The organism is Pseudomonas morbosilactucae, from assembly GCF_023241665.1.
GTDB classification, from domain to species: Bacteria; Pseudomonadota; Gammaproteobacteria; order Pseudomonadales; family Pseudomonadaceae; genus Aquipseudomonas; species Aquipseudomonas morbosilactucae.
In genome coordinates, this window is the sequence record NZ_JALQCX010000011.1 from 52312 (window position 1) to 79168 (window position 26857).

Below are 26857 nucleotides of genomic sequence, written 5' to 3' on the forward strand. Positions count from 1 at the left end.
AAAACAAAGCCTTGATTACTCACCCAAGGCTTTGTACAGGCTGCGCGGCGGGGCTTTTGGCCCGGAACCTTTCACCAATGAGAACGGATGACGTCTTGAAATAATTAGTCTGCATCCTCCCCTTCCAGGTCGCCCTCACGCACACGGACGAGCAGTGGTTCTCAATCTGCACTCGACTGGAGCATTAATTCTCTTTCTCAATTGACAATCATTATCATTCAACCTAATTTGTCGCTCGATGTGTAGGACGCTTCCGATTTTCCTGTCGTCCCACTTACCTCTTTGCAGCAAGGTGAATTCCATGACGGAACAAGTATCCACAAGCAGGTGCGACTCACCGTTACTCCAGGCCTTTGTCGACAATCGACTGATCCTGGTCAAAATCGCAGCCCGCATCACCGGCTGCGTTCCCGTGCCGAGGATGTGGTGCAGGACGCGTTCTTCCGCTTGCAATCGGCGCCGCAGATCACCTCATCCTTCAAGGCCCAGCTCAGCTATCTGTTCCAGATCGTGCGCAACCTGGCGATCGATCACTACCGCAAGCAGGCCCTGGAGCAAAAGTATTCGGGGACGGAAGAGGAGGGTTTGAACGTGGTCGTTCACGGTGCATCACCTGAAACTTCCCACATGAACTTCTCAACCCTGGAACACATCGCCGATGCGCTGACCGAGCTGCCCAGCCGCACCCGCTATGCGTTCGAGATGTACCGCCTGCACGGTGTCCCGCAAAAGGACATTGCCAAGGAACTGGGGGTCTCCCCGACCCTGGTGAACTTCATGATTCGGGATGCCCTGATTCATTGCCGCAAAGTGTCCGGCACCCGCGGCGATACCTTCGCCCGCCGCTGAAACACCCCGCTTAACCCAGAGCACACTGGTTCGCCACATCAACGATGCGGGGCGTCTGCGTTCCCGCCATCGCCCGCCCACCTTCGCGGGCGAGGATCAGCAGGGCCGCACGCTTGTGTGGAAAATCGAATTCTTTCTGGCAGTAAAGGCACTGGTTGCACGCGGCTGGCCCCACCACCGGCGGGTCAGCGGCGGGTGCTGCCGTGGCCGCCGGATCCAGGCACAACGCATGCACCATAGCCGCCAGCCAGCCGGCCATTTGCTCAGCATTGGAAGAGGACAGGACGGCGCTTGGCGACTCGGGAAGGCACATGGCGGGACTCGAGAAATCATCATCGGTACTTAATCCAATGACGTGAGCCATGGGCAAAAATTTAGCCTGGGGGAACGGGCATCACTGCAATGCGGTAAGGCTCGAAGATCTTCAGCATCTGCCCGTTATCGCGCAGCCCTTGGAGCAATTGAGCAAAGGCTGCGGCGCTGATCGGCGCCTTGGGGCGCAGCAGCGCGTAGTGGTGATAGATCTGGTCGATGCGCTCAGAGATCAGCAACTGCCGAGCCTCATCGGCGTTGGCCACGAGAAATTCGCTGAGGTAGGAACGGGTGACCAGGGCCATGTCTGCCCGCCCCCGCAGGACCATCAACAGGTTGCTGTCGTGGGAATAGGTCAGGGTGGCGTTGTAGCTGTCGGCGAGGTACTTGGGGTCGGCGTTGAAATCGGCGAACGCGTAGTGATAACCGCTGAACAGTGCCAATCGCTTGCCTTTGAGTTCGTTGAAATAGTCTTGCTGGCGACCGGGCTGGTCATGGGCGACAAAGATTTCAGCGTCTTCCAGACCCATGTCGACACTGCTGTGGGGGATGTTCTTCCAACCCCAGGCCGGGTTCTCGAAGATCGCCAGGTCGACCCGGCCCTGCTCGAAGTCGCGAAAACGTCGGGGGATGGAGGTCGGCACCAGCACAAACTGATAGTCGCTCTGCAGGGCGTTGAGCGCCTCGACCAATTGCGGCAGCAAGCCGGTGTCCGCCCCTTGCTCGGGGCGCACGGTGTAAGGCGGGAAATGTGCCGCAGCCACTCGCACCAACTGCGCTGCAGAAGCCGAACCACCCCATAGAACCGTCAGTGCCAGCATCAACAGTGGCAACGCCGTACGCCTAGGCGAAGACATCAAGGCACCGCACCTCAAACCAGGGAAAGGGGGAATGCGACTAAGCTAGGCGTTTTCGTCCACTTCGACAACTTTATGCTGAAGAATTAGCGCGTTGGCACTTTGCCTGACGCGGGCGGCCTCAGCCTTGCTTGAGCACCAGGGTCAAGGCTTCATCGGCCAACTGCTCGAGGGTCAGGCTGCCTTGGGGGCGAAACCAGGTGGTGGTCCAGGACAGGGCGCCGGTCAAGAAGCGCCGCGTGATAAACACGTCCCCCTTGATAAACCCCGCGTCCTTGGCTTCGCCCAGCACCTGCAGCCAGATCTGCTCATAGATATCCCGCAGCGCCAGCACGGCGGCCTGCCCTTCCGACGACAGCGAGCGCCATTCGTAGACCAGCACCGCCATGGCCTCGCCACTGCCGCCCATGATCGATTGCAGCTCGCAGCGAATCAGCGCCAATACCCGTTCACGCACACTGCCGGCCTCGGCCAGGTCGGCGCGCATCAGGGCCGTGTTGTAGAGGATGGTTTCCTGCATCACCGCCCGCAGGATGTCGTCCTTGCTTTTGAAGTGATGGAAGATGCTGCCCGACTGAATCCCCACCGCGCTCGCCAGGTCGCGCACCGTGGTGCGTTCATAGCCCTTGTTGCGAAACAGGTGGGCGGCGGTTTGCAGCAATTTGCCGCGGGCGCTGTCCGGATCGGTCAGTTGTCCGTTGGCGATCAGCTCGCTGACTACCTGCAAGGCTTTTTGCTCGTCCACGGCTGTTCTCCTACATTCACTCAATCAATAGTGCAGCAAAGCCCCTGAAAACAGGCGGCCGGCGCGCGCAATTTAAGCCGCTGGGGGCGACCAAGCAAGCGCTCGGGTTGAAGATAGTTTGCTCGTTTACAAACCAAGCGCTTGCTTGGTAGTCTCGCCACAGTTGTTTTTCCGAGAGCCCTGCCATGACCAAGACTCTACGCATCGGCTGCGCCAGCGCCTTCTGGGGCGACACCTCCAGCGCCGCCGCACAACTGGTAAACGGTGGCCATCTGGATTACCTGGTGTTCGACTACCTCGCCGAGATCACCCTGTCGATCATGGCCGGAGCTCGAATGAAGGACCCAGGCGCCGGTTACGCCACGGATTTCATCGAAGTGCTGGCGCCCCTGCTGGGCTCCATCGCCGAGCAGCGCATACGGGTCATCAGCAACGCCGGCGGGGTCAACCCCCTGGCCTGCGCTGCCGCCCTGCAAGCGGCCTGCGACCGCGCCGGTATCACCTTGAAGATTGCGGTGCTGCTGGGGGACGACGTGCAACCGCAACTGCCGCAACTGAGCCAGGCCGGCATCAGGGAAATGTTCAGCGGCGCGCCCCTGCCGTCGATGTGCGTCTCCAGCAACGCCTACCTGGGGGCACCGGGGATTGTCGAAGCGCTGCGCCTGGGGGCGGACATCGTCATCACCGGGCGGGTAGTGGACAGCGCCGTGGTCAGTGGTGCCCTGGTGCACGAGTTCGGCTGGTGCTGGCAAGACCACGACAAACTGGCCCAGGCCGCCCTCGCCGGGCACATCATCGAATGCGGCGCGCAATGCACCGGTGGCAACTTCACCGACTGGCGCGCCGTGCCGGACTACGAACACATCGGTTTCCCCATCGTTGAAGTCAGCGCCGACGGCCAGTTCGTCGTCAGCAAGGTCGAAGGCACCGGCGGCCTGGTGACGCCGCTGACCGTGGGTGAACAATTGCTGTATGAGATTGGCGATCCCCAGGCCTATCAGTTGCCCGATGTGATCTGCGATTTCAGCCAGGTGCAGCTGCAACAACAAGGCCCGGACCGGGTGCAGGTCCAGGGTGCCAGGGGCTTGCCGCCGACGGCGCAGTACAAGGTCAGCGCCACCTACCTCGACGGGTTCCGTTGCACCGCCAGTTGCCTGATCGCCGGCATCGATGCCGTGGCCAAGGCCGCCGGGTCAGCCAGGCGATCATCGACAAGACCAGCGAGATGTTCAGCCAGCGCGGCTGGGCGCCCTACACCGAAGTGAACATCGAACTGCTGGGCAGCGAAGCCACCTACGGCCCCCACGGCCAGCGCCAGGACAGCCGCGAAGTGGTGATCAAACTGGCGGTGCGCCACCCCAGCAAGCAGGCGCTGATTCTGTTCTCCCGGGAGATCGCCCAAGCCGCAACAGGCATGGCCCCGGGGCTGACCGGGATTGTCGGCGGGCGGCCGACGGTGTACCCGCTGATTCGCCTGTTTTCCTTTTTGCTGGATAAAAGCGCCTGCCTGCTGAGCCTCGACATCAATGGCCAGCGCCACCCTTGCCCCCTGCCGGAAAGCACCTCCCCCAGCAGCACCCTGCCCACGCCACCGCTGCCACCGACACCCAGAGGCCGGGCAGACACCCAGGTGGCGTTGGTCAAACTGGCGGTGGCGCGCTCAGGCGACAAGGGCAACCACAGCAATATCGGCGTGCTGCCCCGCGCCGCCGAATACCTGCCATGGATCGCCGAAGCCTTGACCCCGGAGGTGCTGATGGACTGGATGAGCCACGTGCTCGACCCGGTCCACGGCCGGGTCACGCGCTGGTACCTGCCCGGCACCCACAGCCTGAATTTCCTGCTGGAAAACGCCCTGGGCGGTGGCGGCGTGGCCAGCCTGCGCATCGACCCACAAGGCAAGGCCTTCGCCCAGCAATTGCTGGAAATCCCCATCCCGGTGCCGCAAAGCATCGCCGACGCCGTCAACTAGAGGAGGCTTGCCGTGGTCTATGACTCGATTTTTCGCCGCGACCTGTTCGCCGCTCAAACCCTGATCGTCACCGGTGGCGGCAGCGGTATCGGCCGCTGCACCGCCCATGAGCTGGCAGCCCTCGGCGCTCGGGTGCTGCTGGTGGGGCGCAAGGCGGAAAAACTGCAAAAGGTCGCCGCCGAGATCAGCGCCGACGGCGGTCAGGCGGCCTGGCAGGCCTGCGACATTCGTGATGAAGAGGCGGTCAAGGCCCTGGTAACGCAACTGATCGCCGAACACGGGCCGATTCACGGCCTGGTCAATAACGCCGGTGGCCAATATCCGGCGCCCCTGGCATCGATCAATCAGAAAGGCTTCGAGACCGTGCTGCGCACCAACCTGGTGGGTGGTTTCCTGATGGCCCGGGAAGTCTTCAACCAATCCATGAGCCAACACGGCGGCAGCATCGTCAACATGCTGGCCGACATGTGGGGCGGCATGCCGGGCATGGGCCACTCCGGTGCGGCGCGTGCCGGTATGGACAACTTCACCAAGACCGCGGCAGTCGAATGGGGGCACGCCGGGGTGCGGGTCAATGCGGTGGCGCCGGGCTGGATTGCGTCCAGCGGCATGGACACCTACGAAGGCGCGTTCAAGGCGGTGATCCCGACCTTGCGCGAGCATGTGCCCCTCAAGCGCATCGGCACCGAATCGGAGGTCAGCGCGGCAATTGTTTTCCTGCTGAGCCCGGCGGCGGCCTTTATCAGCGGCAGCACCTTGCGCATCGACGGCGCCGCCAGCCTGGGCAGCCGTGCCTGGCCGCTGTACAAGGCCCGCAACAGCGAGTCCTACAACGGCTTCCACCGTGCCTACCTGCCGGACGTCCTCAAGGACAAGGAGTAAGCCATGCCGGTAATCACCTCCCAACTCGACCCCCACAGCCCGCAGTTCGCCCAGAACCGGGCAGCGATGCTGGCCTGCCTCGATCACATCCGCCAGCTGGAAGAAAACCTGCTGCACAAGGCCGCCGAAGCCAAGGCCAAGTTCGAGAAACGCGAACAACTGCTGCCCCGGGAGCGCCTCAATCTGCTGCTGGACCCCGGCGCGCCGTTTCTCGAACTGGCCAGCCTGGCCGGCTACAAACTGCATGACGACAAAGACGGCAGCCAGGCCGGTGGCGGGCTGATTGCCGGCATCGGTTATGTGTCAGGGGTACGGGTGCTGGTGGTGGCCAACAACAGCGCGATCAAGGGCGGGACCATCTCTCCCAGTGGCCTGAAAAAGTCCCTGCGCCTGCAACAGATCGCCGTGGAAAACAAACTGCCGGTGGTGACCCTGGCGGAAAGCGGCGGCGCCAACCTCAACTATGCGGCGGAGATTTTTGTCGAAGGCGCCCGCAGCTTTGCCAACCAGGCGCGCATGTCGGCCATGGGCCTGCCGCAGATCACCGTGGTGCACGGCTCGGCCACCGCCGGCGGCGCCTACCAGCCGGGGTTATCGGATTATGTAGTGGTGGTGCGCGGCAAGGCCAAGCTGTTTCTCGCCGGGCCGCCGCTGCTCAAGGCCGCCACCGGCGAAGTGGCCACCGATGAAGAACTGGGTGGCGCCGAGATGCACGCGCAAGTGGCCGGCACCGCGGAGTACCTGGCGGAAAACGACGCCGACGGTGTGCGCATCGTGCGCGAGATCCTCAGCCTGCTGCCGTGGAACGCCCAATTGCCCCAGCAGGCACCGATCACCTATCGCGAACCGCTGTACCCCATCGACGAACTGCTGGGCCTGATCCCCGACGACACGAAGAAACCCTACGACGCTCGCGAGATCATTGCCCGCCTGGCCGACGGCTCGCAGTTCCTGGAGTTCAAGGGCGAGTTCGACTCGCAGACCCTCTGCGGCCATCTGCAGATCCAGGGCAGGCCGTGCGGTTTTATCGGCAACAACGGCCCGATCACGCCCCAGGGTGCAAGCAAGGCGGCGCAGTTTATCCAGTTGTGCGACCAGAGCCGCACGCCGTTGCTGTTCTTCCACAACACCACCGGTTTCATGGTCGGCACCGAGTCGGAACAGCAAGGGGTGATCAAGCACGGCTCCAAGCTGATCCAGGCCGTGGCCAATGCCCGAGTGGCCAAGCTGACCATCGTCGTCGGCGGCTCCTACGGTGCCGGCAACTATGCAATGTGCGGCCGAGGCCTGGACCCACGCTTCATCTTCGCCTGGCCCAACAGCCGCACCGCGGTGATGGGCGGCGCCCAGGCCGGCAAGGTGTTGCGCATCGTCACCGAGGCCAAGCACGCCAAGGACGGCCTGGTGGCCGACCCGAAAATGCTCGACATGCTCGAACAGGTCACCGCGCAGAAGCTCGACAGCCAGTCCACGGCCTTGTACGCCAGCGCCAACCTGTGGGATGACGGGCTGATCGACCCCCGACAGACCCGTACCCTGTTGGGCTACCTGCTGGATATCTGCCACGAAGCCGAACTGCGTCAATTGATGCCCAACAGCTTCGGTGTGCCACGCTTTTAACCCGGGCGCCCAGCGCGATCAGGAGCAGCATAAAAATGATCTTTACCCAGGAACATGAAGCACTGCGACGCACCGTGCGCCAATTCGTCGACCGCGAGATCAACCCCCATGTGGATGAATGGGAAAAGGCCGGGCGCTTTCCCATCCACGAGGTTTTCCGCAAGGCCGGGGAGCTGGGGCTGCTGGGCATTTCCAAGCCGGAGAAATTCGGCGGCATGGGCCTGGACTACAGCTACTCCATCGTCGCCGCAGAAGAGTTCGGCACCATCCATTGCGGCGGCATCCCGATGTCCATCGGCGTGCAGACCGACATGTGCACCCCGGCCCTGGCGCGCTTTGGCTCCGACGCGTTGCGCGACGAGTTCCTGCGCCCGGCCATCAGCGGCGAACAAGTGGGCTGCATCGGCGTCTCGGAAGTGGGCGCCGGTTCCGATGTGGCCGGGCTCAAGACCCATGCCCGCAAGGACGGCGACGACTACGTGATCAACGGCAGCAAGATGTGGATCACCAACTCCCCCAGCGCCGATTTCATCTGCCTGTTGGCCAACACCTCGGACGACAAGCCCCATATCAACAAGTCGCTGATCATGGTGCCGATGAACACCCCGGGGATCAGCCTCAGTTCGCACCTGGACAAGCTGGGCATGCGCAGTTCGGAAACCGCCCAGGTGTTCTTCGACAACGTGCGGGTGCCCCAGCGCAACCGCATCGGCCACGAAGGCGCGGGGTTCATGATGCAGATGCTGCAGTTCCAGGAGGAACGGCTGTTCGGCGCGGCCAATATGCTCAAGGGCCTGGAGTACTGCGTGAACAGCACCATCGACTACTGCAAGGAGCGCCAGACCTTCGGCAGCCCGCTGATCGACAACCAGGTGATCCACTTCCGCCTGGCCGAACTGCAAACCGAAATCGAATGCCTGCGGGCCCTGGTCTATCAAGCCACCGAACAGTATGTGCGCGGCCAGGACGTGACCCGCCTGGCCTCCATGGCCAAGCTCAAGGCCGGGCGCCTGGGCCGCGAGGTCAGCGACAGTTGCCTGCAGTACTGGGGCGGCATGGGCTTCATGTGGGACAACCCGGTGGCCCGGGCCTACCGCGACGTGCGCCTGGTGTCGATCGGCGGCGGTGCCGACGAGATCATGCTGGGCATCATCTGCAAGCTCATGGGCATCCTGCCGGGGAAGAAAAAATGAACGCCCTGCCCACTTGCCAGACCCTGTTGCTGGAGCCCCATGGCGGGGTCCTGCATATCACCCTCAATCGCCCACACACCCGCAATGCCATGAGCCTGCAGATGGTCAGCGAATTGCGCGCGGTACTGGCGGCAGTGCGCGGGGAACGTCGCGTGCGGGCCCTGGTGCTGAGCGGCGCGGGCGGCCACTTCTGCTCCGGTGCCGACCTCAAGGACATGGTCGAGGCCCGGGCCCAGGGCGCCGAGGCCTACCGCGAGTTGAACCGGGCCTTTGGCCGCTTGCTGGAAGAGGCCCAGCACAGCCCGCAAGTGCTGATCTGCGTGCTGCAAGGCGCGGTATTGGGAGGCGGCTTTGGCCTGGCCTGCGTCAGCGACATTGCCCTGGCCGATCATCAGGCCCAGTTCGGCTTGCCGGAAACCAGCCTGGGCCTGCTGCCGGCGCAGATCGCGCCCTTTGTCGTGCAGCGCATCGGCCTGACCCAGGCCCGGCGCCTGGCGCTGACGGCGGCACGCTTCGACGGGATCGAGGCCGAGCGCCTGGGGCTGGTGCATTTTGTCGAGCGCGACCCACAGGCCCTGGCCGAACGCCTGGACCAGGTGCTGGACCAAGTGCTGCGTTGTGCACCCGGGGCCAATGCGGCGACCAAGGCGTTGCTGCTGGCCAGTGCGCCAGCGTTGGCGCCGGGCTTGCTGGATCAGGCTGCCGAAGCCTTCAGCCAGGCGCTGACCGGTGAGGAAGGCGCCGAGGGCACCCTGGCGTTCGCGCAAAAACGCCCACCGACGTGGGCCGGTTGACGCCCGCCAGCGCTCAGTCAGCGACGTCTGCGCCGTATTAAAACCCGTTCGAACCCCATGGATTCCAGGGAGCCTGCTATGCCCGCCTTCAGCAAGATCCTCATCGCCAACCGTGGTGAAATCGCCTGCCGCATCCAGCGCACGGCCCAGGCCCTGGGCTATCGCACCGTGGCGGTGTACAGCGACGCCGACGCCGACGCCCGGCACGTGCGCATGGCCGACGAAGCCGTGCACATCGGCCCCTCGGCGGTGCAGCAGTCGTACCTGAACCCCACCGCCCTGCTCGACGCTGCCCGGCGCAGCGGAGCCGATGCGCTGCACCCCGGCTACGGCTTTCTGTCGGAGAACGCCGAGTTCGCCAGGGCCTGCCAGGCCGCCGGGTTGACCTTTATCGGCCCCAGCAGCGAGGCCATCGAATTGATGGGCAGCAAGCGCCTGTCGAAGGTGGCGATGCTGGCCGCCGGGGTGCCCTGCATTGCCGGCTACCAGGGCGCCGAGCAAGACGACGCGACGCTGCAACAACAGGCGGAGGGCATCGGCTACCCGCTGATGATCAAGGCCAGTGCCGGCGGCGGCGGCCGCGGCATGCGCCTGGTGCACCACGCCGAGCAATTGCTGGAGCAGATCCGCACCGCCCGCTCCGAAGCCCTGCACGCCTTTGGCAGCGACGAACTGATTCTGGAACAGGCGCTGATCGAACCGCGGCACGTGGAAGTCCAGGTGTTCGGCGACCACCACGGCAATCTGGTCCACCTTGGGGAGCGGGACTGCTCGATCCAGCGCCGCCATCAGAAAGTCATCGAGGAAGCCCCCTGCCCGGTGATGACCGTCGCGTTGCGCCAGGCCATGGGCGAGGCCGCTCTGAAGGCCGGGCGCGCGGTGAACTACGTGGGCGCCGGCACCGTGGAGTTTTTGCTGGACGCCCGGGGCCGCTTCTATTTCCTGGAAATGAACACCCGGCTGCAAGTGGAACACCCAGTGACCGAGTTCGTCACCGGCCTGGACCTTGTGGCCTGGCAACTGCTCGTGGCGGCCGGCGAGCCCTTGCCGTTACGCCAGGAGCAGGTGCAGCTCCGGGGCCATGCGATCGAGGTGCGGCTGTACGCCGAAGACCCGGCCCAGGGCTTTCTGCCCCAGACCGGGCATGTGCTGCGCTGGGAACCGCCGACGGACAGCCCGGTGCGCATCGACCATGGCGTGCTCGAAGGCCAGCGCATCAGCCCGTTCTACGACCCGATGCTGGGCAAGCTGATCGCCCATGGCGCCAGCCGCGAAGACGCTCGCCGCCAACTGCTGCGGGCCGTGGAAGACTTGGTGTTGATGGGGGTGACCAGCAATCAGCGGTTGTTGACCAACCTGCTCAAGCACCCGGTGTTTGTCAGCGGCCACTTCAGCACTGCCTTTATCGCTGAACAGTTCGCCGACGACCCCAGCCTGATTCCGCAGACGCCGAGTGCCGAGCAACTGGCGATTGCCGCTGCCCTGCTCTATCACCACGGCGCCCAGGCGCATGCCGGCCCCCTGGCCGGTTGGCGCAGCACGGCCAGCGTGCCCTTGCACTACCGCCTCGGGCTGCTGGAGAACAGTTGGTCCGTGGCCCTCACACCGCAGCCGTCGGGGGCGCTGCACATTCAGGTTGAGGGGCAGGTGTTGGCTATCGTCCTGCGGGAGGCCGACGGTCGCTGGGCCAGCCTGGAAGTCGACGGCCTGCGCCGTCGCCATGCCTATCTGCAGGACGCCGAGCACCTGTGGCTGTTCACCGCGCCCGGCTGCCTGGCCCTGCAAGACCTGACCCAGGCCCAGGCGCCGGCCAGGCCAGCGCCCATTCCGGCACCCTCAAGGCGCCCATGGACGGGGCGATTGTCGAGGTGCTGGTCAGCGAAGGCACAGCGGTAAGCAAGGGCCAGTTGCTGGTGGTGCTGGAGGCCATGAAGATGGAGCACCCGCTCAAGGCCGGCATCGATGGAGTGATCAAACGCCTGCAAGTCAGCCAAGGCGACCAGGTAAAAAATCGACAGATCCTGCTGGAGGTGGAATAAGCATCTAGGCGGACGTGCCGGCATTGGCTACGCTCAAGCCTCTTCACGATGTTCAAGGCTGGAATTTGCGATGCCCCACTGGCTGGTAATAGATCTGGAAGCCACTACGGATGAAGGGGGCTGGCCGGTGACGGAGATGGAAATCATCGAAATCGGCGCCACCCTGGTCAACCGCGAGGGCCGCGAGCTGGACCATTTCCAGCGTTTTGTGCGACCGCTCAGGCGCCCTGCCCTGACCCCGTTCTGCCGTGAACTGACCCACATTACCCAGGCCAATATCGACAGCGCCGCGCCGCTGACGGAGGTCTGGCCGCTGTTCGAGCGCTGGCTCGGCCCCCATCAGGCACGCCTGGAAGGCTGGGCCAGTTGGGGCGATTACGACCGCAAGCAACTGCTCCAGGAATGGCAGCGCCTGCGATTGACCAGCCTGCTCCAGCCCTTGCCGCACATGAACCTGAAACAGCGCTTTGCCAAGGCCCGTCGCCTGGAGCGCCCCCTGGGCCTGATCAGCGCCCTGCAACTGGCCGGTATGCACTTCAATGGCCAGCAGCACCGGGCCCTGGAAGATGCGCGAAATACCGCGCGCCTGCTGCCGCTGATTCTTCCGGGCTGAACCTTGCGGGCAACAGGTGACGCACCTGAAGCCCTTGTGCATACTGGCCAGCCTTTTTGACCCTTTTCGAGGAATCGCCCATGTTTAAAGTCAACGAGTACTTCGACGGCACCGTCAAGTCGATTGCCTTCGGCACGGCCGAAGGTCCGGCTACCATCGGCGTCATGGCTCCGGGCGAATATGAGTTCGGCACCGCACAGCGGGAAATCATGCACGTGGTCTCCGGCGCCCTGACCGTCAAGCTGCCAGACAGCAGCGACTGGGAAACCTTCGCCGCCGGCAGCCAGTTCAACGTCCCGGCCAACAGCAAGTTCCAGCTCAAGGTCGCAGTCGATACCGCTTACCTGTGCGAGTACCGCGGCTGAGTCGGCCTTAGGCTCCTCCCGCCGGCCAAAAAAAAATGCCCGTATCCTGCGATACGGGCATTTTTCGTCATGGGCCAGCCGTGCTACTCGAGCACGGTCACCGGCATGCCCACCTCAAGCAGGCCAAGGCCATCGTTCACCAGGTTCTGGCCGAACATCGCACCGTCTTCCTGGGCCCGGTATTTCTGCAGGGTTGCCAGGGGCTCCCGGTCAGCGCTGCGCTCGCCGGTCTGCGGGTCGATGGTGGTGAGGATGCAGCGCGAGCACGACTTGACCACGCGAAACTCCACGTCGCCAATACGCACCCGCTTCCATTGGTCTTCGGCATAGGCAGCACTGCCTTCGATCACCAGGTTGGGGCGAAAGCGCAGCATCTCCAGGGGGCGCCCGACTTGACCGGACAGCTCTTCAAGGGACGCCTGACCGATCAGCAACAGCGGGAAGCCGTCGGCAAACGCCACCTGATCATCGTCCTTGCCATAACCGGCCTGGGTGGTGCGCGCCCGCTCCAGGGGCACCTGGACCAACCGCGTAGGCTTGCCGATAAAGTCACTGACCCAGGCCCCCGCCGCATCGCCGGCATCCGGCACGCGCAACGTGTCGCGCCAGATGGTCACGCCACGCAAAGGCGCATCGGCACCGGGCAAATCGACGTCTAGGGTGGGTCGCCCGGCCGCACTCAGGGTCAGACCGCCCTGGGCATTCCACAGGGCCGACAGCTGGCTCATGCGCGGCTCGGCGCGCTGGGTCAGAAAGCGCCCGCTGGCCTCATCCACCAGCATCCAGCGGCGATCCCCGTCCAGGCCCAGCTTGTCCAGGGCGACCTGTTGCAGGGACTCGCCCCGGGCGGACTTCATGGGGTATCGATACAGCGCGCTCAGACGCATGGCAGCTCCCTGGGTTGGGCAAAAAACGCCACCCTATACGAGCTCACCGGCGAATAAAAGACACAGATAGGCGGACAGGTCGGGCGCCTGTCCGCCGGCCAGGGTCAGGCGCTGACTTCATCCAGCAACAGGCGTTGGCGGACCACGTCCACCAGTTTGTCCGGCTGGAACTTGGAGAGGAAGTTGTCGCAACCGACCTTCTTCACCATGGAGTCGTTGAAGCTGCCGGACAGCGAGGTGTGCAGCACCACATAGAGCCCACGCAGGCGCGGGTCGTTGCGGATTTCGGTGGTCAGGCGGTAACCGTCCATCTCCGGCATTTCTGCGTCGGTGAAGATCATCAGCAGCTTTTCGGTCATGTCGACCCCGGTGTCGGCCCAGGCCTTGAGCATGTTCAGGGCCTTGAGACCGTCGCTGGCGATGTGCATCTTCACCCCGAGCTGGCCCAGGGTGTCGCGCAGTTGCGAGAGAGCCACGTTGGAGTCGTCCACCAGCAGCACTTCACGGCCGCGGGCGCGTTCCAGCACCGGATCTTCCAGCTTGTCGCGGGAAACCTTGGCGTTGTAGGGCACGATCTCGGCCAGGACTTTCTCGACGTCGATGATTTCCACCAACTGGTCGTCGACCTTGCTGATGGCCGTCAGGTAATGCTGGCGCCCGGCGCTGGTCGGCGGCGGCATGATGGCTTCCCAGTTCATGTTGACGATGCGGTCGACACCGCCCACCAGGAAGGCCTGCACTGAGCGGTTGTACTCGGTGACGATGATGGTGCTGTTGGGGCCCGGTACCAGCGGACGCATGCCGATGGCCTGGGACAGGTCGATCACCGGCAGGGTCTGGCCGCGCAAGTTGACCACGCCACAGACGAAGGGATGACGCTGAGGCATCAGGGTCAACTTGGGCAGTTGCAGGACTTCCTGCACCTTGAAAACGTTGATTGCGAACAACTGGCGCCCGGCCAGGCGGAACATAAGGATTTCCAGGCGATTCTCACCCACCAGCTGGGTGCGTTGATCTACCGTGTCGAGAATGCCGGCCATTAATGACTCCTGGGCTTGTTCTGATGAATTCACTGAATAGAGTTATCGGCCGATCAAGCCGTAGCTTGACCCCCAGACAAAATGCCATGTAAAGGCATTGATGTCACATTAACATCATGCTTTACTGCGCCCAGCAGCTACCCCGCCCCCCATCCCTCGCGGCACGACCTTTATTTCGCCGTTAGGTTCCCGCGCCTAAGGGAATCCCCTAGTAACAATCAGGTCCAACCTGATATTCGCGATATCCAATAGCCATTAATGTGACGCCATTCTCAGTTGCATGAATGGAGTCAGGCTTTTGTTTTTTCTCGCAGGAACTTGGCTCGGTGCCTACTCATACGGCATGACCCCGACTCGTCGAGCTGCCGAGCCCGTGCGCCTGCGCCACTTGTTCAGTGGCCTGAAGACTCCTTTCAGCCCTCATAAAGACCGGTACGAGCAGCCCTGCGTGCACACAGCAAACACCTCGGCACTGCCTTCAATCGGCCAACCAACAACACGCTCTGCCTTACAACCGTTCAGCCAACGCACTCTCCCTTCAACGGACATCAGGTCATGGAGATAAGCATGCTCAAGGACGGCAAGCAGCCCATTCATCCCCAACCCACCTTCTTCATCGAAGCGCAAACCCTGTTGGCACGCTCGGAAGACTGCCTGAGCCATTTGCACCTGATCCATAACGATGAAGAGGCCATACAGTGCTTGCTTGGCAGCCTGTCGAACCTGGCGCAAACCGCAGCCGACCATGGCGTAGCGCCGCTCTGCGAATTCTCCCGGCATGTGCACAAATTGCTGCATCAGGCCCAGCGATCCATCGACCTGAATGAGCGGCTACTTGAGGTGATCAAGGGCTGCCTGACCTTGATGGCCTGGCAACTGGAACTGATCGATCCGCACGACGGCCAACTCCACATGGATGACAGTGAACAGGCCCTGCTGATTGCCGCACTGGCTGAACACGTCGGAGAACACGGCGCCCTGCCCATGCCCCACGCCAATCACTGATCCCCACCGTGAAACCTGATGCCGCCAAGCCACTCACAACAGCGCGGCCCCCTGCCACTACCCTCTGACTTACGGCGCCATTGCATATGTCGCAATTCAACATCACATGCCTGTAAACGACATAAGCAACTATGACCTTAACTAGGATGTCAGCGCTGATACTTGATCTTTCGCTGCCTTATCGGTTTTGCTGTTAAGCCCGATCAAACAGAGTGACTGATAAATACACTAGGGAGTAATAGCAAGAGCTGGCACTCACGTACCTAAAGCCCGTAATCCTGACCTGCCGGACATATATACCGATGCCCGGACACGCGACCGAGGGTAACCAAGAGTGATAGTATGCCGGCCACTAACCAACACAATTAGTGGCACATTGACTCAGGCTCTTGAGTCACTGCCTAACATGCTCGAAACATTTAGAACAACGTCAATTAACATCGTTTAATAAAACCGTATCGTTTTTAAACAGGGCCCCGTCAGTTTCCCAGGTGGCCTTACCGCAGCGAACATTCATTGGCTCCATCCGTTATGTACGCCAGCCTCAAGTCCGTTATCTGTTGGCCACTCCTGCGCAAAAACCTGCACTGGCTCTGCCTGTTGCTGGGGGTGTGCTCGACCCTTGGCAATTTGTTGATTTTTTACCTGGAGCGCCCCCTGTCCCTGGCGTTGCTGCTGTTGAACATCGCCACCCTGGCTTGCCTGTGGATCCAGTACGACTACTGGCGCAAGTCGATCAAGTTCCAGCCCCAGGAACTCGCCGACCGCCTGCTGCAAGTCCAGGAAAACGAACGTCATCGCCTCAGCCGTGAACTGCACGACGATATCGGCCAACTTCTGACGGCCGCCAAGCTCCAGAACGAGTGGCTCAAGCGCCGCCTGCCCGATGACCTGCAAGGGCATTGTGCGAGCCTGGGCAACACCCTCGACGAAACCCTGGCCAAAGTGCGCGACGTCTCGGCGATCCTCAATCCGCGGCAACTGAGCAGCCTGGGACTGGAAGCCAGCTTGCGCGCCCATTTACTCAAGACCCTGGAAAACACCTCGGTGCACTGGAGCCTGGAGTGCCGACAGCACCTGGCGGGGATCCCGGAAGAGATGGCCGTGGCCGCCTTCAGGATCACCCAGGAAGCGGTGACCAATATCCTCCGGCATTCCCGGGCGACGAACCTGCTGGTACGCCTGCAGCGTTTGCCCGAAGGGCTGTCGCTGCTGATCAGCGATGACGGCCAAGGCTTCTCCCCCGCCACCAACCCGGGCGCCCAAGGGCAGCGCGGCATGGCCGGGATGGCGGAACGCGTGGCGCAACTGGGAGGCACCCTGAGCGTCACCAGCCAGCCCGAGCAAGGCACACTGATCGAAGCACTTTTCCCCTGGAGCCCCCGCGCCCTTGAACGGGCCAGTACCGATAAGGTTCTACATTGACCTGTAATTTACTTCTGGTGGATGACCACTCTCTGATTCGGGCCGGCGTACGTGCCCTGGTAACGGACATTCCCGGCTATGCCGTGATCGGCGAGGCCAACGACGGCAATCAGTTGCTGGAGATGGTCGAACAACTGCGCCCGGACATCGTCCTGCTGGACATCTCGATGAAGAACATCGGTGGCCTGGAGGCCCTGCAACGACTCAAGGCGGCACGCCCCCTGAGCAAGGTGCTGATCCTCTCGATGCACACCGACCCGGCGCTGATCATGCAGGCCCTGGAGTCCGGCGCCCATGGCTACCTGCTCAAGGACACCACCGCCACCGAACTCGAACACGCCCTGGAAGCACTGCGCAACGGCGAGCGTTACCTGAGCCCGGCGATCGCCCACACGGTGATCGACCAGGCGCTGACCCGCACCCAGAAGAACCAGCCCGAGCCCACGCTGGTGCACAACCTGACGGCGCGCCAGCTGGAAATCCTGCGCCTGATCGTGCGCGGCAAATCCACCCGAGAGATCGCCCAAGGCCTGGGCCTGAGCATCAAGACCGTGGAAACCCACCGTTCGCAAATCATGAAACGCCTGCAGATCTATGACGTCGCCGGGCTGGTGCTGTTTGCCGTGCGCGAACAGATCATCAGCCTCGACGACTAACCCTGCTCCACGGCGCCCAGCAGTGGCGAGTCCGCCGGCAAATGCACGCGCAACGCCTGGGGCCGAGCGACAAAACGCAGGTCGTTGCCCTCCAGGGGCTCGCCATCGAGGTTGATGGACAAGCCCTGGGACGCCTTGATCTCGACCCACGGCAAGCGCGCCCGGACAAACATGCTGTCCAGCCCCCAACCATCGGTCATCAGCTCTTTCAGGGTGCCGACCACTTCCTGGGGCGCCGGCAAAATACTCACGTCCAGCAGTCCGTCATCCGCCAGGGCCTGGGGGCATAGCACATGCCCGCCGCCGGCTTGCCGGCCATTGCCGATCCCCAGGGCCAGCAGCTCGCCGCTCCAGTGAAAATCCGGCCCCTGCAACTCGGCAGAGGCCGCGTGCAGTTCGCCGAAACGCGACAACCCGGTGAACAGGTACGCCGCGCCACCGAGGACCTTTTTCAAGTCCTCCGAGGTGTTAGCCGTAACCTGGCTGCCGAACCCACCCGTCGCCATGTTCAGGAACACCTGGCCGCCGACTTCGCCGAGGTCGATGGCCCGCGCGGGCACATCCAACAGGTCGAGGGCAACCGCAGGCTCCAGCGACACGCCGGCGGCCCGGGCAAAGTCGTTGGCGGTGCCCAAGGGTAAGAGCACCAGGCTGGCGTCACCTTGCTCCTCGGCCAGGGCCTCGGCAATGTCACGCAAGGTACCGTCACCGCCGCCCGCGATCAGCTGCGGGTAGCCGGCGGCCAGGGCTTCCTGGACCAGTCGCCGGGCATCGCCCGCCTCCCAGGTCACGCGCACCGCCAACTCCCAGCCCGCCGCGCGCTTGGCTTCCACGGCCTGGCGCACGTCGTCGTTGAGGGCCTGCTTGCCATGCAAAATCAACAGTGCCTTACGCTCGCTCATGGATCACGACTCCCAGGATTCAAAAAGATGCTTGAAGGATGTTGACCCAAGCCGCAAACAAAAAAGTCGGTGCCGCCGAAGATATTTTTTCGCCTGGGTACGAGTGCATCCCGAGCGCACGGGCACTTGGCCCAACGATTACAGGCATCTGAAATTTTTCTGACCCCTTAGCCTGCTTTCTATTCGCCAGTCAGTGTTTCATGGGCTTTACTGAGCCGAAGTTCCTGAGATGACGAGTGGTCGATATCGGCGCGCGGCACTACGCCAGAAATTCAACTGAACTCGTCAAGAACACGGGTCTCTTAACATTCACGGGTCCCATATTGGCCGCGTCAAAGCTATCGTAGAAACATCAGGGATGGTCAGGCGTGACAAGTCGTTTTTTGACGCTCTGGCTGAAGGTGTTTTCAGCCGAGCCTGTCGCCAAGGGTCGAGGGAATTGATCTTATGCGGTTGCAACCAGTCGATAGTTTGTTACTTACCCGGCCGAGCATGGTCGAGTACTTTCTGTTAGGTATCCGCCTGGTCCACGGCGTTACGGCGATCCTCCCGGGGTTGCTGTTGATGATGCTGGTCCCCGATCCAAACCACGCGCAAATCAAGAATGACCTGACCGTCCTGCTGTTTTTCGGGGTCATCAGCGTGATGATTTTCCAGGCGCTGGGGGTCTACGCCGAAAGCATTTTCAGCAACCGGCTGCGCTTCCAACTGACCCTCTTTGCCTGGGCCTCTTCCTTCTGCGTGCTGATGTTCATGCACCGCGCCATGCAGATGTTCGATGACTTCAGCAACAGCGAATTGTTGATCTGGTTCTGCGGCAGCCTGGTGCTGTTCGGCATCGAACGCCTGATTCTCCTGACCCTGTTCCAGCAACTGATGCAACGCGGAGTGTTCCTGCAAAACGCGGTGATCCTCGGCGCCACCGAGAACGGCCAGCGCCTGGCCGAATACCTGGCCCAGCACCAGGACATCCGCTCCGGCGTGATCGGCTTTATCGACGACCGCATCGGCCGCCTGCCCAAAACCCTGTGCAACCTGCCACTGCTGGGCAACTCCAGCGACCTGGAAAAACTGATCCGCGAGGGCCAGGTCACCCAGGTGTTGGTGGCCCTGCCCTGGTCCGCGGAAAACCGCATGGCCTATGTGATTCGTGAGTTGCGCCGGTTGCCGGTCAACGTGCTGCTGGTGCCGGACATGGTCGCCTTTCGGCATGCCCACAACCGCATCACCGAAGTGGCCAGCCTACCGATGTTCAATGCCTCGGAAGTGCCGTTGCGCGGCTGGTCGCCGTTCTTCAAGCGCGCTGAAGACATGCTCCTGTCGACCCTGGCCCTGGTGTTGCTGTCCCCAGTCATGCTCGCGGTGGCGCTGGCCATCAAGCTCGACTCCAAAGGTCCGGTACTGTTCAAGCAGAAGCGTTATGGCTACAACAACCGGCTGATCAAGGTCTACAAATTCCGCTCCATGCACCAGCACTTGGCAGACGCCAATGCCGAGCAGCAAACCACCCGGGGCGACCCGCGCATCACCCGGGTCGGACGCTTCATTCGCAAGACCAGCCTCGATGAGCTGCCGCAACTGCTCAACGTGCTCGGCGGCAGCATGTCCATGGTCGGGCCGCGCCCACACGCCACCGCCACCAAGGCCGCTGGCATTCTTTTCGAGGAGGCAGTGAAGGAATACACCTCGCGCCACCGGGTCAAGCCGGGCATTACCGGGCTGGCGCAAATCAACGGTTATCGTGGCGAAACCGACACCCTGGAAAAAATCGAGAAGCGTGTCGAATTCGACTTGGAATACATCGAAAACTGGTCGGTCTGGTTTGACTTGTACATCCTCTTCCGCACCGTTCCATCCGTGATCATGACTCGCGAGGCCTTCTGAATGAGCACTCTCATTCCCTGCATCATCGCCGGCGGCGCCGGCACCCGCCTGTGGCCCGTATCCCGGGAGGCGATGCCCAAACCCTTCATGCGCTTGCCCGATGGCGAGAGCCTGTTGCAGAAGACCTTCGTGCGCGCCAGCGGCCTGGACGATGTGACGCGCCTGTTGACGGTGACCAACCGCGAGGTGTTCTTCCGCACCGTGGATGACTACCGCCTGCTGAATCGTCGCAAGCTGGACCTGGACTTCATCCTCGAACCGTTCGGCCGCAACACCGCCCCGGCGATTGCCGCTGCGGCGCTGCACGTCAGCCGCCTGTACGGTGAGGACGCGCAGCTGCTGGTGCTGCCCGCCGACCACCTGATCAAGGACCTCGGCGCCTTTACCGAAGCCGTGCACAGTGCCCGGCAACTGGCCGAACAAGGCTGGCTGGTGACCTTCGGCCTGGTGCCGGACAAGGCCGAAACCGGGTTCGGCTATATCGAAAAGGGCCAGGCCCTGAACAGCGACAGCTTCCAGATAAAACGCTTTGTCGAAAAACCCGATGCGGCCACGGCCCAGGGCTATGTCGATGGCGGCCTGCACCTGTGGAACGCCGGCATGTTCTGCATGCGTGCCGACAGCATCCTCCAGGAATTGCGCGAGCACGCCCCCGACGTGGTGAGCGCGGTCGAGGCGTGCCTGGACCTCAGTCATCGCCGTGAAGGCAACCACGAACTGCAACTGGAACTCGACAGCGACAGCTTTGCCCGGGTGCCGGATATCTCCATCGACTACGCAGTGATGGAGCGCTCGAAAAAAGTCGCGGTGGTGCCCTGCCAACTGGGCTGGAGCGACATCGGATCCTGGCAGGCGGTGCGTGAGCTGAGCCCAGCGGATGCCCAGGGCAACCAGTGCAATGGCGAGACCGTGTTGTACGACGTGACCAACTGCTACATCGATTCGCGCAAACGCCTGGTGGGCGGCGTGGGCCTGGACAACCTGATCATCATCGACACCCCCGATGCCCTGCTGATTGCCGATGGCAAGCGCAGCCAGGACGTCAAGCTGATCGCCCAGGAGCTCAAACGCCTGGGGCACGACGCCTACAAATTGCACCGCACGGTCACCCGGCCCTGGGGCACCTACACGGTTCTGGAAGAGGGTTCGCGCTTCAAGATCAAGCGCATCGTGGTGCGCCCCGAGGCCTCGCTGTCGCTGCAGATGCACCACCATCGCAGCGAGCACTGGATCGTGGTCAGCGGCATGGCCAGGGTCACCAATGGCGAGGATGAATTCCTGCTCAACACCAATGAATCGACCTTTATCAAACCCGGCCGCACCCATCGTTTGGTCAATCCCGGGGTGATCGACCTGGTGATGATTGAAGTGCAGAGCGGGGAGTACCTGGGCGAAGACGACATCGTGCGCTTCACCGATATTTACGGGCGGGTTCCCGCCACCTCAACGAGCTGAAACAGGCACCAGGCTTGACCTGCAACCCGACAGGGAGCTGTAACCATGGACGCCAGGAAGAACCCGCAATGAAAAAATGCCTGCTGATTATCAGCGCTCTGCTGCTCTGCGCCTGCAGCATTCCCGCCAAGGTTGAACTGCCCCAAAGCGAGGAACTCAAGGCTGGCCATGAGGCAGGGCTGGCCCTGGCCGGCAAGCCCCTGCCGCCGGAGCGGATCCGCGCCGGCGACACCTTGCGTATCGTGCGCAACACCGGTGAAGCGCCGTCGATCTCGGCCTTCACCGCCAACTCGATCTACGAACTGACCCTGTTCGTCGTGCTCAACGACGGCACTTTTGCCTATCCCTACGTGGGCCGGATCAAGGCCGCCGGGCTGACGCCGGACCAGTTGACCCAGGTGCTGGAAGCCAAGCTGAAGGACATCTATCAGGACTCGGCCCTGACCGTGAACATCTCCCAGACCCCGAGCAACACCGTGTTTATCGGTGGCTTCGTACGTAACCCGGCGTCACTGCCGGTCACGGTGGCGACCACGGTGGAGCAAGCGATCATCGGCGCCGGCGGCATCCTGCCAGTAGCCGACAGCCGCAATATCGCCCTGCTGCGCCAGGAGCAGGACGGTCGCTACAAGACCTACTTCTTCGACTATCGCAACTTCATGATCGCTGGCACCGCCGGTGCCGCGCCGGTGCTGTTGCAACGGGGCGATGTGGTGTTCGTGCCCAAGTCCAGCGTGGGTAACGGCATCGAATGGGTCGACCTGTACCTCAACCAACTGATCCCGTTCACCAAGTCGATCGGTATCGGCGCGAGTTACGAACTGAACCGCAATAACAACAACTGATCGCCAAGGACAGCCCAGATGATCAATATCCGTTCCTTCCGCGATTTGCTGCGTTTGTTCTTCATCTTCAAGCGCGAAGTGAAACTCACCGTGCTGGTGACCTTCATCATCATCCTGCTGGGGGCCTTCCTGCTGCCCAATCGCTTCGAGTCCACGGCGCTGTTGCTGGTCAAGCCCGGACGTGACACCAGCACTTTGCCGATCGAGATTGCCGATCGCCAGGCGGTGGTTATTCCCAGCGCCCAGCGTGACCCGATCATCGACGAGGAGCGCATGCTCAGCGGCGCGCCGATCGCCCGCAAGGTGGCGGAGAAGTACCTCGCCGACCTGTCCCGCCAGCCGGAACAGCAGGGCTTTCTGGCCAGCGTGAAAAACGCGGTGAAAAGCGCACTGGAAGGCATGGTCGAAGGCATTCGCAGCTTCCTGCAATTGCTTGGCCTGGTGGAAAAACAATCCCCGGTCGACCGCCTCACCGAACGCCTGCTCAAGAGCTTCAGCGTGACCCACGCCCCCGGCTCCTCGGTGATGGAAATCAGCTTTTCCTGGAACAACCCCGCCGTGGCCCAGGCCGTGGTCAAGAGTTGGGTCGAGCTGTACCAGCAGGAGCGCACCCAGACCCTGGGGCGAAAAAGCCTGTACGCCTTCTATGAAGGCGAAAGCACCGCCACCAATGCCCGCATCCTGGGCTACAAACAGCAGATAGCCGACTACCTCAATCGCCTGGGTGCGGTGAGCATTGCCGAGCGCTTGAATGACATTTCCCGCAACCTCAACAACCTGCGCGGCGAGCACCTCAACACCACCCGCGCCGTGGCCTCGACCCAGAGCGGCCTGGACACCATCCAGGCCCAGCTCAACAGCATGAAAAAAGAAATCAGCATCGGCCGGCAGATGAGCCTCAACCCGGATCGCCAGGACCTGTCGCAGCGCATCAACGCCAAGCAGATCGAGCGCCAAGAGATGCTCCGCACCTTCAAGGAAGGGGCACCGCCCGTGCGCGCCATGGACACCGCGATCGCCAACCTGCAAGCCCTGCTCAAGGCCGAAAACGCCACGGTGCAACGCAGCGAAAACCTCGCCCCCAACCCGGTGTACACCCGCCTGCAAAACAGCTTCGCCGACCAGCAGGCCAGCCTCAGCCGCCTGAAGACTCAAGCGGCCCAGCAGGAAACCCAGCTGGCCAAACTTGAAGAAGATCGACGCCAGGCCCTGGCCATCGAGCCCGAACTGGCGCGCCTGCAGCGTGAACTGGATGCCGCGGAAAAGAGCTTCGCCCTGTACAGCGACAGCACTGAAAAAGCCCGCATCGACCGTGAGCTCGACCAGAGCCAGATCAGCAACATCGCGGTGATTGAAGAAGCCACGTTCAAGCCCAGCCGCGTCTTCCCCAAAAGCCTGGCCATGCTGTTCCTGGCCCTGCCCCTGAGCCTGGCGGTGGGCCTGATGGCGCTGTATTTCTTCTACCTGCTGGACCAGCGCATCCACGATGGCGACCAGATCGAAGAACGCTTTGGGGTCAAGGTCTGGAGCAGCCTGCAAGACCTCGACAGCCACCTGCCACAACGCAACAGCGCCTTCATCGCCAGCCTCTACCGGCTGTACGGGATCCTGCCTCTGGAACAGGTGGCCGAACGCGGCTTGGCCATCGGCCTGACCTCGGCGCGCAAGGGCGAAGGGGTGACCTTCGTCACCGAGCACCTGCGCAACCTGCTGCAGGAGCGCGGGCACACCGTGCGGGTCAATGGCGCCCCTCCAGCAGCCCCGGGGGAAATCCTGCTGCTGGAGGCCTCGGGCTTCTTCTCCAATCAAGAGGCCTTCGTCACCCTGCGTGAAGCGGACCTGATCGCCCTGATCGTCGAGGCCGAAACCACCACGGTGCCGGTGCTGCAAAATGCCCTGTCGATTCTCAACACCGCTTTCAAGCGGGTCGACGGCATCATCATCAATCGCCGGCGCTTCGGCATTCCCGAGAAGGTGCTGAACGTCATGGCACGATTCAGGAGCCACGGCTGATGCACATTGCCCTGCTGGCCCCCTTGCCGCCGGAACAGAACGGCATCGCCGACTATGCCGGGCATCTGAAGGCTGCCCTGGAAAGCCATGGTGTGCGCGTCAGCACTCCCCTGGCCGGGTCTGGCAACCTGCTGCCCCGGGCGCTGCAACAGGTGGCCGAATTCGACTGGCAAGGCATCGACCTGGTGCATGCCGAAATCGGTGGCGGACGCCTGGCGGAATTCCATGCCTTGCGGGCCTTGCGCCAGCGTTTTCCAAACCTGCCCCTGACTGCCACCGTGCATGACCCGGAACGCCTGGTCTGGCGCCGGGCCACGCTGCCCTGGCCGCTGTCCCTGGCCAGCCGCTGGCCTTCGCCCCTGCCGCAGATCGCCACGGTACTCGCCGACCCGCTTTGCCTGCATGAAGAAAAGCAACTGGCCCGTAGCCTGACCCGGCTGATCACCCTGACCCAAGCCGGCGGCCACAGCCTGCGCCAACGCATGGGCCTGCGAGCCGAGCAGATGGTGGTGATCCCCCACGGCAACCTGGTGATCGAACCACAGCCCCTGCCACCACTGAACCCTATACGCCTGCTGTACTTCGGCTTTATCTACCGCGGCAAGGGCATAGAGGACCTGCTGGACGCCTTGGCCATGACCTTTGCCCAACAACCCGACTTGCGCAACCGCCTGCGCCTGACCCTGGCCGGAGGCAGCGAGCCGGAAATGGCCTTCGGCAGCAGTGGCAGCTACCTCGATCAACTGCGTCAACACATCCAGCGCCTGAACCTGCAAGACAGCATCGACTGGCGACTGGACCTGCCGGCCGCCGACATCCCGCGGGTAATCCAGGCCCACCATGTGATGGTCTTGCCGTACAGGGAATCGAGCAAACTCAAGTTACTCGGCCAACTGCGCGGCACCAGCGGCGCCTTGTCCTGGGCCGTGGCTTGCGGGCGTGGGGCGATCACGTCCGATGCCCGCTCCTTCGCCGAAGAGGTGGCCCAGGACAACGGCGTGATCTTCCCCCAAGGCAACGTCGCGGCCCTGGCGGCAGAGATCAGCCACCTGTGCGCCACCCCGGAACTGGCTGTGCGCTGGGCCGAACACGCCAGCATGATCGGCGCCCAGCGGGTGTGGCAGCACACCGCCGAACGTTTTATCCAGGTGTTCCAGGACGCCTGCGGAGGCCCCGGCCATGTGGCGTAAACCGGTGATCTGGCTGCCAGCGCTGCTGGTGCTGGCGTTCGCCATCAGCAGCCTGCCCTGGTCCGGAACAGCCGAAGCCCAGAGCCCGTTGCGGGCGCCTCGGGCGGTGCAGTGGAAGGATTTTCTCGGGGTCAACGCGCAGTTCCAGTACTTCAACCCAGGCACCTACCAAAAGCAGATGAGCCGCCTCGACGATCTGGGCCTGAACTGGGTACGCCTGACGATCCACTGGGCGATGATCGAGCCGGACCAGGGCCATTATCAACTCGACAGCCTGGATGGCGCGATGAATGCCATCAAAGACCATCGCTACAACACCTTGGCGTACCTGGTAGGTTCGGCGCCCTTTGCCACCTCGGCCCCAGCGGGCGCCAGCAATACCGATCAGTACCCGCCCAAGGACGCCAATGTCTTCGCCCAGCGCATGGCGATGCTGGCCCAGCGTTATCCACAGGTGAACACCTGGCAGGTGTGGAACGAGCCGAACATCGTCTGGCGCCCCAAGGAAGACCCGCTTGCCTACGGCCAATTGTTGAACACCACCGCCCAGGCGATCCGCAGCGCCATCCCCGGTAAACCGGTGGCCACCGCCGGCATGGCCTACTACAGCCAGATGCGCAACACCCCGGGCCTGATGCTGGAAAACCTGCTGCAACAAGGCTTGGGTCAGCAGGATCTGATCGCTGCCTATCACCCGTATTCGGAGCACCCCGAGGGTGACGACCCCGACGCCCGGGACTTTCTGGTGCAGGGCAACTTCCTCAACGACGCCCTGCACGGCCATGGTGTGAAACAGGTCTGGGCCACCGAATGGGGGTGGTCAAGCTACACCAGCGGCGCCCGGGAAATGCAGGCCATGATCGGCGTCGACGGCCAGGCCGACTACACCCTGCGCCGCCTGGCCCTGATGGCCAGCATGGATTATCAGCGGATCTTCCTGTTCAACCTCAGTGACCTGGATGCCCGTGCCAGCAACCGTGACCAGTCCTACGGCTTGCTGGACCTGAACGGCGAACCCAAGCCGGTGTACACGGCCCTCAAACGCTTCCTCGAAACCACCGGCCCGCGCCTGGAACCGGCCGACCCACCGGCCCTGAACGATGCCCCAAGTGACCTCTACAGCATTGCCTGGACCCGTCCCGACGGCTCCCACGTGTGGATGCTATGGAGTGCCAGCGGCACCAGCCTGCACGTGCCTTCGGTGCACAACGCCACCTTGTTCGACCCTCTGGCCGGCACCCAGACGCCTCTTGCCGATGGGCAAGGGGTGCGAGTGCCGCTGAAAACCAGCTTGCAACTCTTGGTGTGGTAACG

General features: G+C 62.8%; 22 protein-coding genes and 3 pseudogenes. 19 read left to right on the forward strand and 6 right to left on the reverse strand.

The window, feature by feature from the left end:
- Window positions 1-301 precede the first annotated feature (301 nt).
- Window positions 302-849 (forward strand): annotated as a pseudogene (locus tag M1B35_RS06760) (RNA polymerase factor sigma-70).
- Window positions 850-859: 10 nt separating this feature from the next.
- Here M1B35_RS06760 and M1B35_RS06765 read toward each other — a convergent pair.
- The 3 genes from M1B35_RS06765 to M1B35_RS06775 form a co-directional block, all read right to left on the reverse strand.
- Window positions 860-1213: a hypothetical protein gene (locus tag M1B35_RS06765; protein ID WP_268261560.1), complete on the reverse strand. Its 354-nt coding sequence runs from the start codon at window positions 1211-1213 to the stop codon at window positions 860-862.
- Between the two features lie 10 nt (window positions 1214-1223).
- Window positions 1224-2018 carry a substrate-binding periplasmic protein gene (locus M1B35_RS06770; RefSeq protein WP_123328175.1) on the reverse strand — a complete coding sequence of 265 codons (795 nt, stop codon included), beginning with the start codon at window positions 2016-2018 and terminating at the stop codon, window positions 1224-1226.
- 121 nt (window positions 2019-2139) lie between these two features.
- Window positions 2140-2763, reverse strand: a complete 624-nt coding sequence (locus tag M1B35_RS06775; RefSeq protein ID WP_123328176.1) for a TetR/AcrR family transcriptional regulator — start codon at window positions 2761-2763, stop codon at window positions 2140-2142.
- Window positions 2764-2948: 185 nt separating this feature from the next.
- Between M1B35_RS06775 and M1B35_RS06780 the strand changes: the two are divergent.
- The 9 genes and pseudogenes from M1B35_RS06780 (at window position 2949) to ppnP (ending at window position 12241) form a co-directional block, all read left to right on the forward strand.
- Window positions 2949-4735 (forward strand): annotated as a pseudogene (locus M1B35_RS06780) (acyclic terpene utilization AtuA family protein).
- A gap of 12 nt (window positions 4736-4747) precedes the next feature.
- Window positions 4748-5617, forward strand: a complete 870-nt coding sequence (locus M1B35_RS06785) for an SDR family oxidoreductase (protein ID WP_123328178.1) — start codon at window positions 4748-4750, stop codon at window positions 5615-5617.
- 3 nt (window positions 5618-5620) lie between these two features.
- Complete coding sequence (gene atuC, locus M1B35_RS06790) at window positions 5621-7237, forward strand: geranyl-CoA carboxylase subunit beta (RefSeq protein WP_268261561.1); 1617 nt, start codon at window positions 5621-5623, stop codon at window positions 7235-7237.
- A gap of 35 nt (window positions 7238-7272) precedes the next feature.
- Entirely contained in the window at window positions 7273-8430 is a 1158-nt protein-coding gene (atuD, locus tag M1B35_RS06795; RefSeq protein WP_123328180.1) for a citronellyl-CoA dehydrogenase, read from the forward strand.
- Entirely contained in the window at window positions 8427-9224 is a 798-nt protein-coding gene (locus M1B35_RS06800) for an enoyl-CoA hydratase/isomerase family protein (RefSeq protein ID WP_268261562.1), read from the forward strand. The genes atuD and M1B35_RS06800 overlap by 4 nt, the downstream gene beginning before the upstream one ends.
- A gap of 78 nt (window positions 9225-9302) precedes the next feature.
- Window positions 9303-10979, forward strand: a pseudogene (locus M1B35_RS06805) (acetyl-CoA carboxylase biotin carboxylase subunit); the annotation flags it as partial.
- A 92-nt stretch (window positions 10980-11071) separates the two neighbouring features.
- Complete coding sequence (locus M1B35_RS32525) at window positions 11072-11263, forward strand: biotin/lipoyl-containing protein (RefSeq protein ID WP_482827995.1); 192 nt, start codon at window positions 11072-11074, stop codon at window positions 11261-11263.
- A gap of 70 nt (window positions 11264-11333) precedes the next feature.
- A complete protein-coding gene (locus tag M1B35_RS06810) occupies window positions 11334-11876 on the forward strand; it encodes a 3'-5' exonuclease (protein WP_268261563.1) in 543 nt (180 codons plus the stop codon).
- A gap of 80 nt (window positions 11877-11956) precedes the next feature.
- On the forward strand, window positions 11957-12241 hold the full coding sequence (ppnP, locus tag M1B35_RS06815) for a pyrimidine/purine nucleoside phosphorylase (RefSeq protein WP_003226701.1): 285 nt from the start codon (window positions 11957-11959) through the stop codon (window positions 12239-12241).
- A gap of 83 nt (window positions 12242-12324) precedes the next feature.
- Here the strand turns inward: ppnP and M1B35_RS06820 are convergent, their stop codons facing one another.
- Together M1B35_RS06820 and M1B35_RS06825 are read right to left on the reverse strand one after the other, a co-directional pair.
- Complete coding sequence (locus tag M1B35_RS06820; RefSeq protein ID WP_268261564.1) at window positions 12325-13128, reverse strand: MOSC domain-containing protein; 804 nt, start codon at window positions 13126-13128, stop codon at window positions 12325-12327.
- 104 nt (window positions 13129-13232) lie between these two features.
- Window positions 13233-14168, reverse strand: coding sequence for a chemotaxis protein CheV (locus M1B35_RS06825; protein WP_123328185.1), 936 nt, complete (start codon window positions 14166-14168; stop codon window positions 13233-13235).
- Between the two features lie 555 nt (window positions 14169-14723).
- On the opposite strand from M1B35_RS06825, the gene M1B35_RS06830 reads away from it, so the two are divergent.
- From M1B35_RS06830 to M1B35_RS06840, 3 genes are all read left to right on the forward strand, one after another.
- Window positions 14724-15173, forward strand: coding sequence for a hypothetical protein (locus M1B35_RS06830; RefSeq protein ID WP_268261565.1), 450 nt, complete (start codon window positions 14724-14726; stop codon window positions 15171-15173).
- Between the two features lie 531 nt (window positions 15174-15704).
- A complete protein-coding gene (locus M1B35_RS06835; RefSeq protein ID WP_123328187.1) occupies window positions 15705-16598 on the forward strand; it encodes a sensor histidine kinase in 894 nt (297 codons plus the stop codon).
- Window positions 16595-17254 (forward strand): response regulator, encoded by a 660-nt coding sequence (locus tag M1B35_RS06840; protein ID WP_123328188.1) that lies wholly within the window; start codon window positions 16595-16597, stop codon window positions 17252-17254. Before M1B35_RS06835 ends, M1B35_RS06840 begins: the two co-directional genes overlap by 4 nt.
- On the opposite strand, the gene yegS is transcribed toward M1B35_RS06840, so the two are convergent.
- The gene (gene yegS, locus M1B35_RS06845; RefSeq protein WP_123328189.1) at window positions 17251-18156 is read right to left on the reverse strand and encodes a lipid kinase YegS; all 906 of its coding nucleotides are present in this window, start codon (window positions 18154-18156) and stop codon (window positions 17251-17253) included. The genes M1B35_RS06840 and yegS overlap by 4 nt on opposite strands.
- Window positions 18157-18603: 447 nt before the next feature.
- Here yegS and M1B35_RS06850 point away from each other — a divergent pair, with 447 nt between their 5' ends.
- The 6 genes from M1B35_RS06850 (at window position 18604) to M1B35_RS06875 (ending at window position 26855) form a co-directional block, all read left to right on the forward strand.
- Entirely contained in the window at window positions 18604-20040 is a 1437-nt protein-coding gene (locus M1B35_RS06850; RefSeq protein ID WP_123328190.1) for an undecaprenyl-phosphate glucose phosphotransferase, read from the forward strand.
- Window positions 20041-21495 (forward strand): mannose-1-phosphate guanylyltransferase/mannose-6-phosphate isomerase, encoded by a 1455-nt coding sequence (locus tag M1B35_RS06855; RefSeq protein WP_268261566.1) that lies wholly within the window; start codon window positions 20041-20043, stop codon window positions 21493-21495.
- Between the two features lie 68 nt (window positions 21496-21563).
- Window positions 21564-22340 carry a polysaccharide biosynthesis/export family protein gene (locus M1B35_RS06860; protein ID WP_268261567.1) on the forward strand — a complete coding sequence of 259 codons (777 nt, stop codon included), beginning with the start codon at window positions 21564-21566 and terminating at the stop codon, window positions 22338-22340.
- 18 nt (window positions 22341-22358) lie between these two features.
- On the forward strand, window positions 22359-24353 hold the full coding sequence (locus tag M1B35_RS06865) for a GumC family protein (protein WP_268261568.1): 1995 nt from the start codon (window positions 22359-22361) through the stop codon (window positions 24351-24353).
- Window positions 24353-25543: a glycosyltransferase gene (locus tag M1B35_RS06870; protein WP_268261569.1), complete on the forward strand. Its 1191-nt coding sequence runs from the start codon at window positions 24353-24355 to the stop codon at window positions 25541-25543. The genes M1B35_RS06865 and M1B35_RS06870 overlap by 1 nt, the downstream gene beginning before the upstream one ends.
- Window positions 25533-26855 (forward strand): beta-galactosidase, encoded by a 1323-nt coding sequence (locus M1B35_RS06875; RefSeq protein WP_268261570.1) that lies wholly within the window; start codon window positions 25533-25535, stop codon window positions 26853-26855. The genes M1B35_RS06870 and M1B35_RS06875 overlap by 11 nt, the downstream gene beginning before the upstream one ends.
- The last annotated feature ends 2 nt before the right edge of the window (window positions 26856-26857 follow it).

Bases quoted from the DNA above. Each gene is read 5' to 3' on its own strand.
- M1B35_RS06820 (WP_268261564.1), bottom strand. From the start codon at position 13,128: ATGCGTCTGAGCGCGCTGTATCGATACCCCATGAAGTCCGCCCGGGGC.
- M1B35_RS06835 (WP_123328187.1), top strand. From the start codon at position 15,705: ATGTACGCCAGCCTCAAGTCCGTTATCTGTTGGCCACTCCTGCGCAAA.
- M1B35_RS06810 (WP_268261563.1), top strand. From the start codon at position 11,334: ATGCCCCACTGGCTGGTAATAGATCTGGAAGCCACTACGGATGAAGGG.
- M1B35_RS06800 (WP_268261562.1), top strand. From the start codon at position 8,427: ATGAACGCCCTGCCCACTTGCCAGACCCTGTTGCTGGAGCCCCATGGC.
- ppnP (WP_003226701.1), top strand. From the start codon at position 11,957: ATGTTTAAAGTCAACGAGTACTTCGACGGCACCGTCAAGTCGATTGCC.
- M1B35_RS06860 (WP_268261567.1), top strand. From the start codon at position 21,564: ATGAAAAAATGCCTGCTGATTATCAGCGCTCTGCTGCTCTGCGCCTGC.
- M1B35_RS06865 (WP_268261568.1), top strand. From the start codon at position 22,359: ATGATCAATATCCGTTCCTTCCGCGATTTGCTGCGTTTGTTCTTCATC.
- M1B35_RS06830 (WP_268261565.1), top strand. From the start codon at position 14,724: ATGGAGATAAGCATGCTCAAGGACGGCAAGCAGCCCATTCATCCCCAA.
- M1B35_RS06870 (WP_268261569.1), top strand. From the start codon at position 24,353: ATGCACATTGCCCTGCTGGCCCCCTTGCCGCCGGAACAGAACGGCATC.
- M1B35_RS06875 (WP_268261570.1), top strand. From the start codon at position 25,533: ATGTGGCGTAAACCGGTGATCTGGCTGCCAGCGCTGCTGGTGCTGGCG.
- M1B35_RS06825 (WP_123328185.1), bottom strand. From the start codon at position 14,168: ATGGCCGGCATTCTCGACACGGTAGATCAACGCACCCAGCTGGTGGGT.
- M1B35_RS06765 (WP_268261560.1), bottom strand. From the start codon at position 1,213: ATGGCTCACGTCATTGGATTAAGTACCGATGATGATTTCTCGAGTCCC.
- M1B35_RS06770 (WP_123328175.1), bottom strand. From the start codon at position 2,018: ATGTCTTCGCCTAGGCGTACGGCGTTGCCACTGTTGATGCTGGCACTG.
- atuC (WP_268261561.1), top strand. From the start codon at position 5,621: ATGCCGGTAATCACCTCCCAACTCGACCCCCACAGCCCGCAGTTCGCC.
- M1B35_RS06855 (WP_268261566.1), top strand. From the start codon at position 20,041: ATGAGCACTCTCATTCCCTGCATCATCGCCGGCGGCGCCGGCACCCGC.
- M1B35_RS06850 (WP_123328190.1), top strand. From the start codon at position 18,604: ATGCGGTTGCAACCAGTCGATAGTTTGTTACTTACCCGGCCGAGCATG.
- M1B35_RS32525 (WP_482827995.1), top strand. From the start codon at position 11,072: ATGGACGGGGCGATTGTCGAGGTGCTGGTCAGCGAAGGCACAGCGGTA.
- atuD (WP_123328180.1), top strand. From the start codon at position 7,273: ATGATCTTTACCCAGGAACATGAAGCACTGCGACGCACCGTGCGCCAA.
- yegS (WP_123328189.1), bottom strand. From the start codon at position 18,156: ATGAGCGAGCGTAAGGCACTGTTGATTTTGCATGGCAAGCAGGCCCTC.